This is a genomic window from Enterococcus sp. S53 (genome assembly GCF_016516865.1).
In the GTDB taxonomy this organism is placed as follows: domain Bacteria; phylum Bacillota; class Bacilli; order Lactobacillales; family Enterococcaceae; genus Enterococcus_D; species Enterococcus_D innesii.
Map to the genome: position 1 here is coordinate 17,822 of NZ_JACVUH010000007.1, position 17,078 is coordinate 34,899.

The 17,078-nt window shown below is 40.6% G+C and carries 11 protein-coding genes; 3 read left to right on the forward strand and 8 right to left on the reverse strand.

Going from position 1 to position 17,078, the window contains the following annotated elements; translation table 11 throughout:
- Nucleotides 1–141: 141 nt before the first annotated feature.
- A complete protein-coding gene (locus IAE45_RS10410) occupies nt 142–1,644 on the forward strand; it encodes a helix-turn-helix domain-containing protein (RefSeq protein WP_077453619.1) in 1,503 nt (500 codons plus the stop codon).
- A gap of 112 nt (nt 1,645–1,756) precedes the next feature.
- Here IAE45_RS10410 and IAE45_RS10415 read toward each other — a convergent pair whose 3' ends face one another.
- From IAE45_RS10415 to IAE45_RS10440, 6 genes are all read right to left on the reverse strand, one after another.
- Nucleotides 1,757–6,007, reverse strand: a complete 4,251-nt coding sequence (locus IAE45_RS10415; RefSeq protein ID WP_233619011.1) for a WxL domain-containing protein — start codon at nt 6,005–6,007, stop codon at nt 1,757–1,759.
- Nucleotides 6,008–6,030: 23 nt separating this feature from the next.
- On the reverse strand, nt 6,031–7,080 hold the full coding sequence (locus IAE45_RS10420; RefSeq protein WP_077453621.1) for a DUF916 and DUF3324 domain-containing protein: 1,050 nt from the start codon (nt 7,078–7,080) through the stop codon (nt 6,031–6,033).
- A gap of 169 nt (nt 7,081–7,249) precedes the next feature.
- Nucleotides 7,250–8,029, reverse strand: a complete 780-nt coding sequence (locus IAE45_RS10425; RefSeq protein ID WP_200126061.1) for a WxL domain-containing protein — start codon at nt 8,027–8,029, stop codon at nt 7,250–7,252.
- A 149-nt stretch (nt 8,030–8,178) separates the two neighbouring features.
- Nucleotides 8,179–8,496, reverse strand: coding sequence for a hypothetical protein (locus tag IAE45_RS10430; RefSeq protein WP_077453623.1), 318 nt, complete (start codon nt 8,494–8,496; stop codon nt 8,179–8,181).
- A gap of 44 nt (nt 8,497–8,540) precedes the next feature.
- On the reverse strand, nt 8,541–9,995 hold the full coding sequence (locus IAE45_RS10435) for a helix-turn-helix domain-containing protein (RefSeq protein ID WP_077453624.1): 1,455 nt from the start codon (nt 9,993–9,995) through the stop codon (nt 8,541–8,543).
- A 393-nt stretch (nt 9,996–10,388) separates the two neighbouring features.
- Entirely contained in the window at nt 10,389–12,425 is a 2,037-nt protein-coding gene (locus IAE45_RS10440; RefSeq protein WP_200126063.1) for a VWA domain-containing protein, read from the reverse strand.
- Between the two features lie 199 nt (nt 12,426–12,624).
- Here IAE45_RS10440 and IAE45_RS10445 point away from each other — a divergent pair, with 199 nt between their 5' ends.
- The gene (locus IAE45_RS10445; RefSeq protein ID WP_200126065.1) at nt 12,625–14,133 is read left to right on the forward strand and encodes a helix-turn-helix domain-containing protein; all 1,509 of its coding nucleotides are present in this window, start codon (nt 12,625–12,627) and stop codon (nt 14,131–14,133) included.
- Between the two features lie 136 nt (nt 14,134–14,269).
- Here IAE45_RS10445 and IAE45_RS10450 read toward each other — a convergent pair whose 3' ends face one another.
- A complete protein-coding gene (locus IAE45_RS10450) occupies nt 14,270–14,653 on the reverse strand; it encodes a DUF7006 family protein (protein WP_142424073.1) in 384 nt (127 codons plus the stop codon).
- A gap of 397 nt (nt 14,654–15,050) precedes the next feature.
- On the opposite strand from IAE45_RS10450, the gene IAE45_RS10455 reads away from it, so the two are divergent.
- A complete protein-coding gene (locus tag IAE45_RS10455; protein WP_200126067.1) occupies nt 15,051–16,538 on the forward strand; it encodes a helix-turn-helix domain-containing protein in 1,488 nt (495 codons plus the stop codon).
- 160 nt (nt 16,539–16,698) lie between these two features.
- Here the strand turns inward: IAE45_RS10455 and IAE45_RS10460 are convergent, their stop codons facing one another.
- Nucleotides 16,699–17,061 (reverse strand): DUF7006 family protein, encoded by a 363-nt coding sequence (locus IAE45_RS10460; RefSeq protein WP_077453629.1) that lies wholly within the window; start codon nt 17,059–17,061, stop codon nt 16,699–16,701.
- Nucleotides 17,062–17,078: the final 17 nt, after the last annotated feature.

The window sequence follows — 17,078 nt, forward strand, 5'->3', positions numbered from 1 at the left end:
GCAAAATGAACTTCTGTTCATTCTCAAGAATCGCCCATGATAGGTCTCCAGAAAATCATTTCCCTTGCGTTGCTCCTACCAATATCTGATAATCAGACGTGAGAAACGATCCATCAAACAGACCATATGGGAGTGCTGATCATGAAAAATTTTCAAATGGCATTTATTACCTCTGCTACTACAAATCGCTGGTTGAAACTATTAAATCTTTTGGAACGACACAAGACCCTTTCCAATCGTGAGTTGTCAGAAGCTGTGCAGCGTTCTCGGCGCACGATCATTTATGATATTGAGGAGTTGAGGAGCTATTTTGGGGATACGATGATGATCGAGTCCACCTCAAATGGCTACTCTTTTCATGAAGTTCGGCCGAAAGAATACATTGAACTAAAACGAGCACTCCTTCAAAATGAGCCGTTATTCGCTATTCTCGAGCATCAATTTAAAGGAGAGTATCGGTCCGTTTCTGAATGGGCAGCGTATTTTTACGTTTCTGAAAGTTCACTTTTGCGCTATTTATCACTTTTTGAAAAAGCACTGGTTCCCTTTCAATTGTCAGTCGATCATAAAAATTTCCGCCTCATTGGATCAGAAACAGATATTCGCAAATTCTTTCATACCTTTTATTACGAGTCTGACGCTACCCCTCATACCGTTCGCCCAACGATTGCTGTCCAAAACATTGTCTTAGATTTTTTTCAAACGATTCGTGGCGAAACCAACAACACCTCTTCCTTTTGGTATATCAGTTATTGGTTGTATATTATCCTTGAACGCTATCAAGCTGGGGAATCCGTTGCTTTATCGGAAGATTTAAAAAGAATCGTCTTAGCAGATGAATTCTTCCAAGAGTTCCAACGCCTCAATCAGCGTATACAAACCACCTTCTCCTTGACTTTACCATTAGATGAGTTGGTCTATCTTTTTGCACTTGTGGCAAGCAACCGTGGCATAAAAAACTATCTTGCTGAGATTTCATTCGTCAACCGCTTTGATCATTGGCCTGAGTTAAAAGGGCTAACGACCCAGTTTTGCCAGCTCCAACAAATATCAGACCATGAAAAGACACGTGATTTCGTTTTTCTGCACTCTTTCTTCATTACAGAAAAAATCAAACAGCTGATTTCTCCGACCTATAATCGAAGTATGGAAGAAATCACGGTCTACGCTCAAAATCAATACCCAGTGGAGTATGAGGAAAATAAACAGTTTCTTCTCAAACAGTCTATTTTTGCAGCAGAAGCAATCAGCGCCCGTTTCACCTTATATTTTGAAGGCTTGAAGGAAAAGTATTGGGGCACGCCTAGACGGATCGCCTTTCTCTTAGAAGGTGATGCTTTGATCTGTCTTCATATTAATGCATTTGCTGTCAAATATTTTGGGCGCTACCATACATTGCATTTTCCTGATTCCTGTGAATTTTCTTTGGACTATGTTGAACGAAATAAGGTTGATCTTGTCGTAACGAATTACGCTGAATACCTTGAAGACTATCTGTTGGATGTCGAGTGCCTCCTAATCAAATCGATTCCAGATGCAGAAGACTGGAACAGTTTTTTGAAAACCATCAACCCAAAAATCATCCATAATTTTACTCTGCAAGATGTCAAAAAAATCGCACCTAGTAAATCAAAAAACGGCTAAGCATACTAAGACGACTGCCCTGAGTTAGTTTAAACAGCTAACTTATGGCAGTCGTTTAATATTTTTAATCCTCTGATGCTTGAAACAGCACTATTGGTGTACCGATATTTTTTCACTCAGGTACACTGCTCAAAGACCATTCGATCGTTGCTCGATACCGCCCTGTCTTTGGATTGGCACCAGCCGGAACTTCCAATTCAACACTGGTAGCTGCCGTCTCTTGATCACCGAAACGATAGATCCATGTCCCAGTACTCCGGCTACCACCGGTTAGCAGCAGCTGACCTTCCCCCGGTAATAAAGTTATGGTACCATCATCAGCCACAGCAAGCTCTGGCATATTAGCATCAGCATTGGTCGAAGCAGTCGCAAGGTATTGATTGTGTAAATTGATTTGCGCACCAATTAAATGATCATTATCCTCATTACGGAACCCTTGTGAATCAAATGTCGCCGATAAACGCCAGCTCGTTTCTGCCAATAGCTTACGCTGATCAGTAATCTGCACATAGTTCGGTCGGTCGGCGGTGTCACTTGTCCCTTCCTGACTGATTTGTTGAGGCAACGCATAATAGGTTCCTTTGGTACTACGAATCGGTACTTGACCAAATTGAAACTGAGAGACAAAATCAAGACTGATCATTCCTTGGTTATCAGGAAGGAGCGGAGGATTGTCTGGCTCTACTTCCATCTCTGGTTCTAATGGATCAACTGGCGGAAATGGACCGGATTTCACAATTTTGACCGTTGTAGCAGCGGGGAATACTGCATCACGAAAGGACAATTCTGAAGGAGGATTCTGATTGCCAGTCTGATCATTTGTGACAGGTGGATGCTGAACACCAGCTGCTTTCGCCGAACCGACAGAATCTTTCAGAAATACTTGGATCTCATCTCCATCTTTTAGCTGACGACTACTTAAGTCAATGATAAATCGGCCATTTTCATCGATATCAGCCATCTCTGTATTGAACCACACGCCATTATGCGTTGCGCTTATTTGAACCTCTCTATCCTCTGTATAGCCATGTAGTTCAGTCGATTCTTCAAGAAGTGTCAAAGAAGAAACAACCGCGGGCGTTGGGGGAATAATCGGAAAGACTTCAACAGGACCGACTAAAATTAGATTCAGCGCACCTTCTGTCAACTCTCCACTTGTTAGTTCGACTGCTACAATTCGAACCGTCGTTCCTGCTTCCAAAGGCGCCGCTAAAGAAATTTCAAAAACGCCTCCTTGCGCTTCTTCCCCATAAATACTGATTCCGGGGTTTTCCTCTGTGTGTCCAACCGTACTAGCCGTGACTCGCTCTTTGTGACCAGCAGTAGTTTCAATTTCTACAGTCACTTTCGCTTCATTGTCCCACGCTGGGCGAGTGCCATCAAAACCAACCGGGATACTAACTCTACCATGGATTTTTTTATCGGCATTTGTCGGAACTCGTAAAACATCTGCAATCGCCCAGCGTGCATTATTCGAACTGACTCGAGAATAGCTTGTCAATCCTTTGTCTCCAAAAGTCTCCAGATTCAGTATATCTGGCTGATTCGTCACTCCCAATGTACCAAAATCAGTACCTGAAAAAGCAAAATCAAGGGTTGGAAAGTTTAAATCTGGATCACCGGAAAGATTCGAACCATTTTTCCAGACGGCTAAATCACTATTAGTGGCAGTTAATGTTGATAGATTGGAGACACTGAAGATGTTTCCACCATCGAAGCGCTCGTTACGGAAATCAAAAAAGACTGGATCGTTCAAGATGACAGAAAGATTTCCTGAACGAAAGACACCTCCATTCGGCGTACTTGTATGTCCTTCCACTTGAAAATACCCTTGTTCAACATAAATCGTTGAATTGAAATAAGTGTGCATATCAATCCCAGGACCACTCTTAGCTACACACATAAACTTACTATTAACACCCACGATCGAAAAATTATTTTCCGAGCCATTTTCATAGATACCCCTTGCATAGAAAATTCCTTGGTTTCCCCCAGCAACATTGCCGTCACTAGGAGTCCCTGTACCTGGATTATAAAGATCGACGATGCCTCCATCCGATATTTCAAACGAATTTCCTCCACTAGGAATTCGAATCAAAGGAGCGCTGCCACCTGTTTTAAAGACATTCACTGTACCACCATCGGTCACATGAAAAGTTACCAAACCATAATATAAAAATCGGATCGTCGCGTGATCCCCATTAGCATATTGACTGCTAGTTATTAATTTCCCATTGCTTTGAACCTCAAAGGTAAAGCCCAGACTAGTGACATTGATGGCGCTTGAGTCAATACTCTCGACTTCCAATACTGCCGAATCACTGACCATAAGCACCCCTGATTCTGAGGCATTCGCTGGAGTCGTTAAAACAAAAGAGGCTGCTCCTTCTGCTGCGGTAATTTTGCTGGAAATCGACACATGAGTATCTTGTCCAGTGATGGTGACATCAGCATTTTTTCCGTCGACTCGCAATGCATTAGCATTTCCTGCCGTTAGGTTTGCTTTTGAACCAGACTGAATCACCAGGTGAGGATTATCCCCTGTCAAAAATAAACCACGTCTCCTTTGTGTTGCTTCAATCTGTACGAGGGCAGCCTCACTAACAATCATCTTTGGATTGGCACCACTCATCATAATCGCATTATTTTGATTATTAGAAGCTTCGATCGTTGCACCTTGACTTTGTATGAAAAGCGATCCTTCTTCACTAATGGAAAAGGCACCATTATCTCCACGTATGTCGATCGCATTAGCCTCTGCAGCAAACTCATTCGTGACACGGAGAAACGTTCTATCACCAGTGATCGTCATGGATGGCGTGCCTCCATTCAAAAGTATGGCATTCGCATTCATTGTTTTGATCGATACATCCGCACGAGACTGGATGCTCAATTCTGGCTGATCGCCAGTAAGCGCAAGTCCTCGTTTTCTTTCCGTAACATTGATCGAAAAAACAGCGTTTTCTGCCGCAATAAAAGTCGGATTTTTCCCAGAAAGAATAAGGGCATTATTTGCTTCATTCGTGGCATTCGTAGCGGCACCGGGGCTTTGAATGTCTAAGTGTGCGTTGTGGTCGAGTATGACTTTTCCGTTGTCTCCGCGAAGGTCGATAGTATTCGCGGCCCCTTGTTGCGTCACAATAGTTACTTGAGCTCCCTCATCAATCAACAATCTAGGATCTGAAATATCTGGTGCAGTATAAAAAATCCACATATTCGGCTTATTGATGATTACTTGTGCTTGGTTGCTTGCTTCCACTTCTTTGAGATTAAATAAAGTATCTGAATCCATAGTCATTGCTTCAAAACGATTGATCCCACCGGTAAAATGAACTTTTGCTTCTCGAGCCAAAATAAACGGAGAACGGTTCGTAGCGACTTCTTCAACATTCGCTACCTCAACGACCCAATCGCGGCTTAAAATATTGGTCGTTTGGATCAAAGCAGTATTTCCTGTTTTATGATAGCTCAGATTTTCTAAACGGAAAGTCGTTTCTTCATTTACAGTTGTTAGGCGAAAATAAGCATTATTATTATTGAACGTCAGCGTGTGGCCGTTTCCTTGAATCATGATGGAGCGATTGATATCCATCACATTGTTAGCAGATTGAGTAAGATCCGCTTGCAAAGAAATAATCGAAACAGTTGGATTTTGTAAGGCACTCATGAACTCGGCCATGCTAGCAACTTCAACAACCGATCCGTCAAAAGAACTTGATCTGGCATCACTTGCGGCTTCTTCTAAAAAATCTTGAGGGCTTTCTATACTACTTCCAGATTGCTCGGAAACACCGGTATCTGTCCCTTGAGATGCAAGAGTGCCAGTTTCCACGACCTCTTTTTGGGTATCTTCTTGGATATCTTCTTGGGTATCTTCTTTCGAATCATTTGCTGTCTTTATTTCGACCAGGGCTTCTGCTCCTCCACTTGTTACGACAAAACTTCCCGTCTGTTTGGCAATGATCGGAACAGCAAAGGATTGCTGCCTTTGACTTGTCTTGATTTGCCAATGATTAGCATCCTTTTTTATTACTGTTTTTTCTGATGGTTGCTCCTCTGCTAGCACCTCAAGCTCTGGAGGTAATTCTAGGACCACTTCTTCCACCGCTAGATCACTGACCAATTCAAGTAAGAGGGGGTTGCCCAAAGTACCAGAAAATCTTGGTTGCTTGAACTCAAAAGTCGCTTGTGGGAGCAATGAGCGTGTGCCAATTTCCTCAAGCAGCGAGCTTTCCTCCAATGTTTGCACCAACTCGGATTCTCCTGTCTCAGCAAAAGCAATGAGGAAAGGCTCATTCGGCAAGCAAATCAACATCAAAATAAGGCTCCATTGAAGCAAGTGTTCCAAGCTTTTCTTTTTCATTCCCAGCTCTCCTTTTTCGCTTCTTACGTATCCGTTCTCGGCTTTTTGTTTTTCCATAACAGCCAAATGATCGTTCCAAGAAGAACCATTACTAAACCAAATGTGCTGATTAGCCACCAATTTGTCTCAGGATCAAGGGTAACATCCTCACGATTCAAATGCTTTGCAACATCTGCTTCAACCGTAAAGGGATACTCCCATGACCACTCCTCACCCTCTGATCGTGCCGTCAAAGACATTACATATTCTCCACTATAAAAGCGATCTCCAGCTAAGGAAACGGGGAAATGAAAATGCGAGTTTGGTGCCATTTGCATTCCTTCTCGCTGTGCCTCGTACAAAATTTCTTTCTGATCTGCTCGCCGCACTGTCGCCACTACCTCTAACTGATTCAGGAAACGCGGCTGTGGATTTTGTAACGTCGCCCGAAATGCATTTCGGTAATTCACTTGACCAGGAAAGACGTCTAGCAAGGCAAGCTCTGGTTCAATGAGGGAAGACTCATTCCGCACTACGACTCCTAAGATATAGGCAAACCGATTTTGAATCGCAACACCCTCCACCTCTGAATCGGTGTTTTCTGCTATCACCTCACGGATACGTAAACCGCCAACTAAACTCCCAGCAAAGGCTGCTTCTGGCATATGTATTGGTAATTCGATCGTCTTTTTTTCATTGGCTGACAGTGAGATTTCACCTGGTGAATCGATCAGATCAGCTAGTGAATGAAGCAAAGTTGGATCTGGCTCAGTCGCATCTTTGCCATATTCAACAACTCCATTTCCGTTAGTAAAAGCTGTATGTGCAGAAACTTCAATCACAATGTCATCTGTCGAATGGTTTTGGATCGTCAAACCTAATAAATCACTCGTACCTGGTGCCATTTCCAGATCAAAGTAACCACTGTTTCCGTCAGCTAGTTGGCTTTGTGGCAAATTTGGGACTACATGAAATGGTAGTTCCGATTGTGTTGTTGCTCCACTCATACAGGGCGCGCCAACGAATAAAAACAACAGGAAAGCAATCCCCATCACTTGCTTAGATATTCTTGATTTTTTGTTATATCCTTTCATAACTGAACCGCTCCTTCCATAATAGGCAGGAAATACGCGCCTCCTGCCTATTACCTGAACCACTTTCCTATTTCCCGTTCAAGAATGTTTGAATAGAGAAACCTATTGTGATTTTCTGAGTTTTTACTTCGAAACGAAGCTTCGATGCACTGCTTTTTAGCAGAACCGATTAATTTTCTGGTGTAGCACTTAAATTCCACGTCAAAGTCGCCTTATAAGTAGTCGCTTGAGGGTTTGCTCCCTTTGGCACATGAAACCAAATTGCTTCATTCAGAATGTCACTTTCTCCAGCCTCATGCTTCTGATTCAGAAGTGTTTGGTTTCCCCACTGAACTGTCGAAACTCCAGCTCCTTGTCCCTCCGCAGCAGTCATCAATGTGTTGTCTTCACTTCCAGCATCAATGATTTGACGATTTAACTGATCGATCGGTGCGCTTGGAAAAGTCTCAGGATCTAGCGCATTTGAGCGAATCTGCGGATCTCGTAATTCAATATAGGCTCCCCGTAATATATGGCTAGAATTAGCATCTGTACTCATGAACTGATCCAAATCAACATTTAATGTCCAGCCATTATGCTCCCCACGAGTGTCCAATACTTGAGCAAAAGAAACATATGGAACGGTTCCTGTACCATCAGACAAACGTTCCATCTCTGCAAGCATCGCCGCTGCCCCATGTTCTGTGCTGATTGCTTGTGTACCAAAATCAAAACGCTTTGGCACATGAACAAGAGTAAAGGGTCCTTTTACATCTGGATCAATCGGATCGATTTCTACTTCCGGTTCTTTTTCAGGTAATTCAACATCGATCTCTTCATCGTCCCCTGCAATGAACTCTACTTCATTTTCCGTAATCCCTTGGATGACTGATGTTGCTAAAGCTGTCACTCCTCCAGATAGAACGGTGATACTCATAACGCCGATTGTTACTAAATTCATACGTTTCATACTAATACTCCTCTTCTTTTTTCTAATTGATGCGTGGTCCGGATTTCTTTTCAACCCAATAGGAAATGCATTTGTGTGACTAACCCCCATTGTGCCTACTTTAAATTTCAGAATGACTTCATTCTCTAGTACAGCTTATTTTCTTGTTTTCAAATGGAGAGTCTTTGTTTTTTCACGTAAATTCCTACACTAACACTAACGAATAGCACCCCGATCCAATAAACTTCCCTTTGTTGACTATTTAATTGCGGAAGATCCTTGATTTTTCCACCTCCTTCTTCTCCAGGTGGTAGCCATTCACCTGCCGGCGGCTTTGGATTGGACTCTTTGTTATTGTCCTCAATGAAGCGGATGACCCCTTCTGTTCGGCTAGTAACAATTTCTTTGGCATACACCGGATCAACACGAAACAAACAACATACTATCAGTGACAATACAACAAGATAACTGAGTCTATAAAGCTTCATTACTCCCCCTTTCCCTGCCACGCTTCCTTTTAAAAGAACTTTCGCTAGACACAGAAAAAGTCCTGTAGTTCTTCATTCAAGATTGAAACGACTATCTTAATCGTTTCCTTATAACCAATGTATTTAGGTAGAAAAAAGATTTGTGGCTGCTTTTCAATGGTGTATTCAAACGGAACGATGTTAGTGATCAAAGTATCGCAATCAAGCTGATTGATTTGTTTGAACGACAACTGTTCTTCATACAGGACTTCCATTCGACCACTAAAATGATGCTCAAAGATACTACAAATCCATTCATCAATCACATAATTATTGGCAAGCAACACCACGATTTTTCGAGAAATCCGGATCAATTGATTGCCAAAAAGGTACAGAACGAAGGAACAACAAAAGTCAGAGAAAAAACGATTTTCGAAATAATGCGGAATCGCATTTACTTCCATAAATGCGATCAACGGCTCATACAGATTGAATGGCAAAGAACACACGAAATGATTTGTACTATCCGAATTCTTTAAAAAAGTAGGTGCTAAGCCAACTTTTGCATACTGACGTACTAAAAAATCTTCAACGATTTGTTGGTTAGAACAAGGTTTTTCAAGATAAGAATGGTGCAGCTCCAAAAAATGAACAAATAATTGGTTAAAGTGAGTACTCTTTGTCAAAATACTGCTCAGGGGAATCCTTGTTTTACCACGAAGTGTCCATTGAGCGTATAGCATTAAATAAATAAAGCAAGCCTCTTCAGAAATACGTTTTCTTGCTATCGTTTGCAGACTACCACTTTCTTGGATCGTCTCGTTGATCGCTAAATAAAGTGGATCTTGTTGCGCCAGTGCCTTAATTTTGCTATCAAAAGTCAATGTGCCATAAGTCGATCGCTGAAAAGATAAACGGATAATACTAATGACTTTTTTCTTTGATATGATGTCCACTTCTTGCTCAATTCGTAATATAAGAGCTTCTTGAAGTTGGTGATCGATTGGTGGCAAGTCAAAATAATGCGTTTCACAATAAAAATCCCAGAAAAATTTCCGCTGATTGATTTCTTCTCCTACTAAACCAATCGAAGACTTTGTTACTACCAGTTCGTAGTCATCAAGAATCATTTGCAATTTTTTTAAAAGTCGATTTGCCGTAGATTCCGAAATGTGCATGGCACGAATCCAAGCTAGAAAAGGAAACGTCTGGCCTGCATAAAAAGCCTGTACCAATAAAATAAGTGGTTCTTTTTCATAATAGGAACGTCGTTTTTTATCATACTCATCATGATCGTTGATCACTAACTTCATTCCTTGATGTGTCCCATTAAGAGAGATCGTGTCTCCAAAAAATGCACGAATTGCTTTTAGATCGGTCAAAACGGTTCGACGGGAAATACTTGCTTTTTCTGAAAGCTGCTTGACACTTAAAACGTGTTCATTTTCCATGTGTGCCAAAAGAATGAGACTTCTTCGATTGACTGAGCTCGTTACTAATTGGAATGTAAGACTGTTCACGTGCTGAATCTCCTTTAGTAAGTTTCCTATCCATTGATAATCAAATTGCGTCTCCCTCCTTTGCTCTACCTTCGAATCATTGCAATGTTTCTTGTTTGATTCTAACAAAATTACCACCTATTTTTTAACCAGCATTTGCACACAAGGGTGCAAAAAGATTGACTTCTCCTTAAATTCCCTTCGATTCTTGTCTCTTACAGTTAAATACTATTAGTTATTTTATATATGACTGCTAGCAACTCATTTAATGCGTAACTAATCTTTTTTTCTGACTGTATGTCTAGCAAGAATATTCCTTTTAAATAGCTGCATTCAGTGGTGGTTTTTTTACGCAAAAAAACAGCTAGACACTCGTCTAGCTGTTTATCTAGAATTATAAGTTAGCACTACGTTCTATTGCTTTTTGAAAATACTTACAGCTACGCCACTTACAATGATCGTTCCTAAAACAACTAACCAGGCAGCACGTTTTTCATTCGTTTGCGGAAGCAAACCTCCATTATTTTGACTAGAAGTGGTGGTAGTCACTGAACCACCGACCTGATCACTGGATTGACTCGTTTGGCTCGTTGATGAATGATCATTATTTGATTCGGTGGTACTTGGTTCCGTCGTACTTGGTTCTGTTGTGCTTGGTTCCGTTGTGCTTGGTTCTGTTGTGCTTGGTTCCGTTGTGCTTGGTTCGGTCTCTTTCTTGGTATTAGTTAGAATAATCGTTTCACCATCGTTAGTAACCGTACTTTCAAAGTCTTCAGGAACATTGATTTCCGTCACTGTATAACTGAAGTCTTCTCCCTGATTATTGTATTTGGGTAACACGAGTTGTTGACCATTAACAGGAACCTCACTGAGGGTGACTTGGAAATCGTCTTCCTTGCTCAAGGTCAGTGGATCGGAAATTTGCCAACCTTGTTCCGAGGTGGTGGTCATTCGTTGCACTTGGTATTCGATCTGCTCTGGAATCTCGGCGGCAGAAACATTGACCCACTTCTTAAGGACATTTATCGAAACCACTGGCGCTTTAATCGATGGAATTGGAAAATCTACTGCTTCTCCGTCTACTTCCGGCACTAATGTGGTACGACCGTTACATAGAACCCACGTTTCTCCTTGGAATGAAGAGTCTTCAGTATCAAGGCGGATTTGATAGGTCAATGTAACTCGCTCGTTCTCACCCAAAGCAAGATTGCTGACAGTGATGGTTTGATTGGCTTCTGCTACTTGCACATTTGCCACTAGGTCAGGTGCTTCGACCCAAGTTCCTTGTTCATCTTTTCGCCATCCAACCAGTTGATAGTTATCGGAATCAAAACTACCTGCACCTTGTAGCAAGATTCCTGTACCCATTGGGTCAGTGATCGTACCATTGGAGATTGTTTTATCGATTTTATTTGCGATTTCCGTCAACGCTGAACCTAAGCCAACCAGATTTTCATCTATCGTTAAATAATTCCCTGATGATGTAGCTAAGTTTCGACCAATGTATTCCCCGCGAGAAGACGGAGCAGTAGCTACCGAATACATTGGAAAGCCCGCTTCCTTGATCGCGACGATCGTGCCTAAAGTCGCGTCTGTCACTACCGAAGTACTGACAGGGATTGCAAGAGGATCCGAAGAAGATGAACTTGTCGTATGATACGCAGAATTATCAGTTTGAAAATCTTTGACATAGCTTTGGGTGTGATAACCGTTATAGTCTGTGATCTCCCCCGTGTTAGGATAGGTAGTCGCTCCCTCTACAGGAAGATAGCTACGATTGGCACTATTATCACCAATATGGATAAAAAGTTTTTCAGCTTCTGGACGACTTTCCTCCAGCAAGAGCCGCTCACCTTCTAATAACCCTTTTTGCATAAATGTTCCGGAATGGGACTCTGCGGTTTGACGTAGAAACTGTTCTAAGTAATTGATATCTGTTGAAAAACCATTCGTGGAGTAAACATAGCGATTATAGGCCACGATCCCGATTCGAATAGAGCCATTTGCTAATGAGTCTGCCAATTCCGTGCCAAATTGTTGCAAGCCTAACAACGCATTATTCAATTTTTCTCCAGTCATAGAAGAAGAAAAATCGACTACTAAAACTAAATCAACCGCATTGTTCGTTTGGTTTCCTTTAACATCAAGGGTGACGTCAAACAATCCTTGATTTCCTGCAACTTCTTGCACACTTTTCTTTAAATACGCCTGATCATCATAATTGACATAATTCTCACTATCAAACTCGACTCCAGGTGCATTTCCATAATCATAATTGTAGGTATCTCCAGCAGCCGTACCGTGGGTAAGGTAGTGCCCCGCTTGGTTCTCCTGATAGTCAAAATCATAGGTCGCCGCTTTCGCGCTGACACTGATCATACTCAATATAAAAGTACATAGGATCAGTAATAAGCGACTGTTTTGTTGGAACCAACCTTTTTTTTCTTCCATTTCTATCACTCCTCTTATTTCCAATCATTTCTTCCTGTTTGCTAGCGCAAAAGCTTATTCTTTTACCAGACCACAGTATAGAGCATCCCAGCCCTGAAAAGAGACAAAAAAATGTCAATTTCCTATGCAAAAAAATATCCTTTTTTATGCTATGATGAAGATGAATCATCAATAGTGTAAGGAGATAGGAGGTCCTTTGATGGAACGATTCTACACTTTTTTTGGGAGTAGTCTGAAAAAAGACCTCGATTTATTGCGTTTCTTGTATTTACAAAAACGTTTTGTCCCAATTGAAGAAATCAGTGCCACCCTTGCTCTTGATCGCCGCTCAATCCAAAAAAGTTTCATAGCGTTAACAAAACAGCTTGAGCAAAATGCCGAGGAAAAACACCCCATCTTACTGGCCAAACATGGAGCTGGATATAACTTTAACGGAAACAAAACAGACTATAAACATCTGTTACGACAACTACTAGCAAAGAATCCTTTTTTTCAATTATTAGAAACATTGCTCCTGCATAATGAGATTAATGTGGTTCAATTTGCTAACGATTATTTTTTCTCGGAGTCTACTGTGCGCAAAAGAGTCTATGAGCTGGAGAATCTCTTGGCACCTTTAGGCTTTACATTAAAAAAATCCAAAGGAAATGTACAGCTGAATGGTGATGAAGCGCGCATTCGCTATTTTATGGTCGCCTTCTTTTGGCGTACTTTTTCAGGTGTTGATTGGCCTTTCAATCGTCTCTCTCAAAGCAAATGTGAGGAGATCGCTCGAGCTTTCTATCGCAACAATCACATACCTTTTAACACGATTGAATTGAAACAGACGACCTATATACTAGCCGTAATCTGTTTGCGTTTCCGCCAAGGTCAAACGATTGCCGAAGAAAAGTTACAGCTCCAACCACCATTAAAGGGCTTAGACTTAACCTTATTTCAACAATCAACGAATCCAGAAACACCGATTTTTACCCAACTGTCACAGGAGTTAATGACTCACTTTTTTCTGAATGAAAAAGAATGTCAGTTTTGCTTTTTGTGGCTGATGTCCAATCTAGAGCGAACGTTTCCAGAGGAGCAACTGAATTGTTATTTTCCTTCGAAAAAAACGAGTGACCAGCAATTTACTACGATTCAAAAAGCACTGGCTTCAATGACTTCGCCAGCTGAAAAGATGGTCATTTCCCAACCACGTAAACAAGTCATTTTGAATACGATCCTGAATGGGATATTATCCGTCGAACTGTTTGGCGAAACTGTTCATACGCTAGCGGGCTATAACACAGCTCAGTTCCTTACCGAACATTTTCCGAATTTGCAACTTCATTCCGAACAATTGCTAGCTTATCTAAAAGTCTATCACGAGGATTTGAAAAAACGCAAAGGACTGGCTTTGTATGTAGCAACAGCCTGGACGCTGATTTTACCTCCAGCTCGCTTTCAGCAAGTCATTCGAATCAAGTTAGAAACGGACCTGCCTTTCGCACTTTCTTTAGCAATTAAGGAGTTGATCCAAACCCCTTTTCAAGGTTTCTATAACCTTGATCTGCGGGATCACTTTGAAGACGATGATTATGATCTTTGTATCAGTACATCACCATTGACCGCAACATCGGCAGAAATACCGGTAATATTGATCAATGCACAGATCACCTTGCCAGACCTATTAGCGATCCACCAAGCCATCGAGGGCGTATTGCGAAAATAGCCCAAGATTGGATACTTCCTAAAATCAGCCCAAAAACGGCTAAGTAGCTTCCTCAAAAGCTACTTAGCCGTTAGTTGTTTCTCGCAATTTATTTCGTGAATACAAAAAATGAAGTTCTTGACGAACAGAAAGGCGCTTATTCTTCACTCATATAAATCAAACCGACTTTGGGTTTTTGAGTGACTTTCAGTCCTGTGATTTCACGATAGAAAAAGCGATGCTCTTTCCGAATCATGGCAATGATCTCTTCTTCAGTTAGGCCTAGATCAGTGACCAAGTCATCTTTCCCATGATTGCAAAGCTCCAATAAAATTTGAAGTTGCGCATCGATCGCTAATAGTTTGGCCCACTGAACAAAAAGATTTTCGTACTTTTTATTAAACACAGCTAGAAACGTTTCCGAAAGTTCTTGGAAATATCCATATATTTTAGGAAAGTGTTGAAACACCTCTCTTTGATTGAGTTCTTTTTGGAAATATGCCAAATAGTCTGTTGCATTGTCTATTTTTCTCGCCTGCATACCTTCTTCTCCTTTGTTCCTGCTTTCATAGAAAACATTTTTACTAAGTTTCCTCTATTTTCAACCATTGCATTCCATTTTACGTATTTACCTTTAGAGCGAACATTTTATGACTAACTTCTAAAGCAAAAAACTTGGTTAACATGCGCTGGCTCTTAGTTTCGATAAAAATCCTGCCTTTTTTACTAGCGATTGGCTCAAGAAACGATTTATATGATTACTATAGCGTCAAATGTCCGTGAAAAAAAATAATAAATTTCACCAGCCGGTGAAATTTTTCACTAGAATGATGTTCCTTCATCTTTTATTCAGTCAGAGAAAGAGACGAAATTTCATATGTAAAGCAACAAAAAAAGCCCTTTTTCACCTACCACCTATTTTTAGAGGAGAGGTTTTCATGAAAAAATTTCAATTAAAGTTTTTCAGAAATCGATCATTGATTCGAAAAATACAGTTACTGAGTGAATTTGAAAAAAATGATACTTATAGCTTAAAAAGCTTAGCAACGATCACCCAAAGCAGCAAGCGAACCCTAATCACTGATATTCAAACGCTCCGCGAGTTCTTCAAAGATTCTCTTGCGATTCACTCAACAAAATTTGGGTACTCCATTGAAGAGATTGATCCCGACGGTTATTTAAAGCAAAACCAGCTTCTTGTCAAAGACGAACCCATTTTTCAACTGTTAGAAAGCTTTTTTTTCAACGAAAAGTATTCTTTACTTGATTGGAGTCTCGCATTAAACTTATCCGAGCAAGCACTGTTGAATTACTTTAAAAAAATCAATACTTACTTAGCACCTTTTCACTTGCAAATCGCCACAAGTCCCGTCGTATTGATTGGCTCGGAAATCAACGTTCGCCAGTTCTTTTTTGTTTTTTATTATGAATCAGCGATTAACGTAAACACACTGTTTCCCTCAATTGACGTGCAAAATACTGTGATAGAAATAACTCGATGCTGGCAGGATAAAAACCAACTGGCGTCTGCTTTTTCCTATTTCTCTTATATTCTCTATATCGCTATTGAAAGCAACAAAAATGGCTTACAGGTCCATCTTTCTGCAGAGCTGAAAAACTTTTACGACCAAAGCAAGCCATTTTTTCAATTAGAATCTTTACATGCCATTATTGAACGTTTCTTTGATTGTACGTTTCCTGAAGAAGAAATCATCTTTTTATTTATCTGTCTGATTTGTCGGCAAAAAATCAACCAACCTGCCCTACTAACAAGTGAGCTTGTTTGCGAACAATGGCCTGAAATCAAACAACTCGCTCATGACTTTTATAAAGAAAATCGTGGCTCATCATTTGATGAAAGTAAGGACTTAGTATGGTTAGAGAGCTTTTTCATCCGACTGAAATTAAGAGAGCTACTCTCTCCAACAATGAATGTCGCCATCGATGATTTAACGCAATTCGTCAAGGAAAAATTCACTGATGAATACAAAAAAAACCAATTTTTTTTAAGCCATCACGAACTTGTCAAACGATTCTACGATCCGACTTACCTAGATGATATTTGCGTCAGTCTGACGCTGCATATGGAAGCGATCAAAGAAGAAAATTGGGGGCGGCAACGAACGATCGCGATCATTTTCGAAGGAAATGAGTATGCTTGTGAATATGCGGAAAGTATCATCCGAAAATACTTGGCACCTTTTCATACGCTTTATTATCCTGACGCCGGCGAATTATCGCCAGAATATCTCCAAGAAAAGAACATCGATCTACTGGTCACCAACTATTCCGAATACACCACAGAGTTTTTGCTTGAAGTGGAATGCGTGTTGTTGAAGTCATTTCCTGACGCTACCGATTGGAATCGACTACTTAAGCACATCAATCCACGAATCTTGCGTTTGGTTGTATTAGACAATGTGTAAGTCAGATCGCTAGATTTTTCTTCCTATATACGTATACAACATAACGCTCTTCAGATAATCAGTTATACCAAACGATGCTAGCTTTTTTCCAAATCAATCAAACACGATGATATATATTAGTTAAACTCTGACCGTCTTGATCGATCAGAGTCTATCTTTACTATTTTTCGCTGAGATAAATCAAGCCATGTGGCGCTTTTTGATTCGTCCCAATCCCTGCCATTTGTCTGTAATAAACATTTTTGTCTTTTTTGATCATTTCGACGATCTCTTCTTCTGCTAATTCGATTTCCTTAAAAAAATCATGTCGAAAAAAATCTAAAAACATTTGTAACTGAGCGTCGATCTCTAGCAAATCAGCGATTTGTTGGAGAACATTCTCATATTTTGTATAACAAATTTCTTTGAACCGTGTCTGCAACTCGGTGCACACCTGTTTGATCAAAGGATATTCCTGTAAATAACAAAGTTCACTATAATTTTTCAAATAGGCTTCTGGTGTCACATGTCCTTTTTTCATCATGATTGCATCATTCCTAT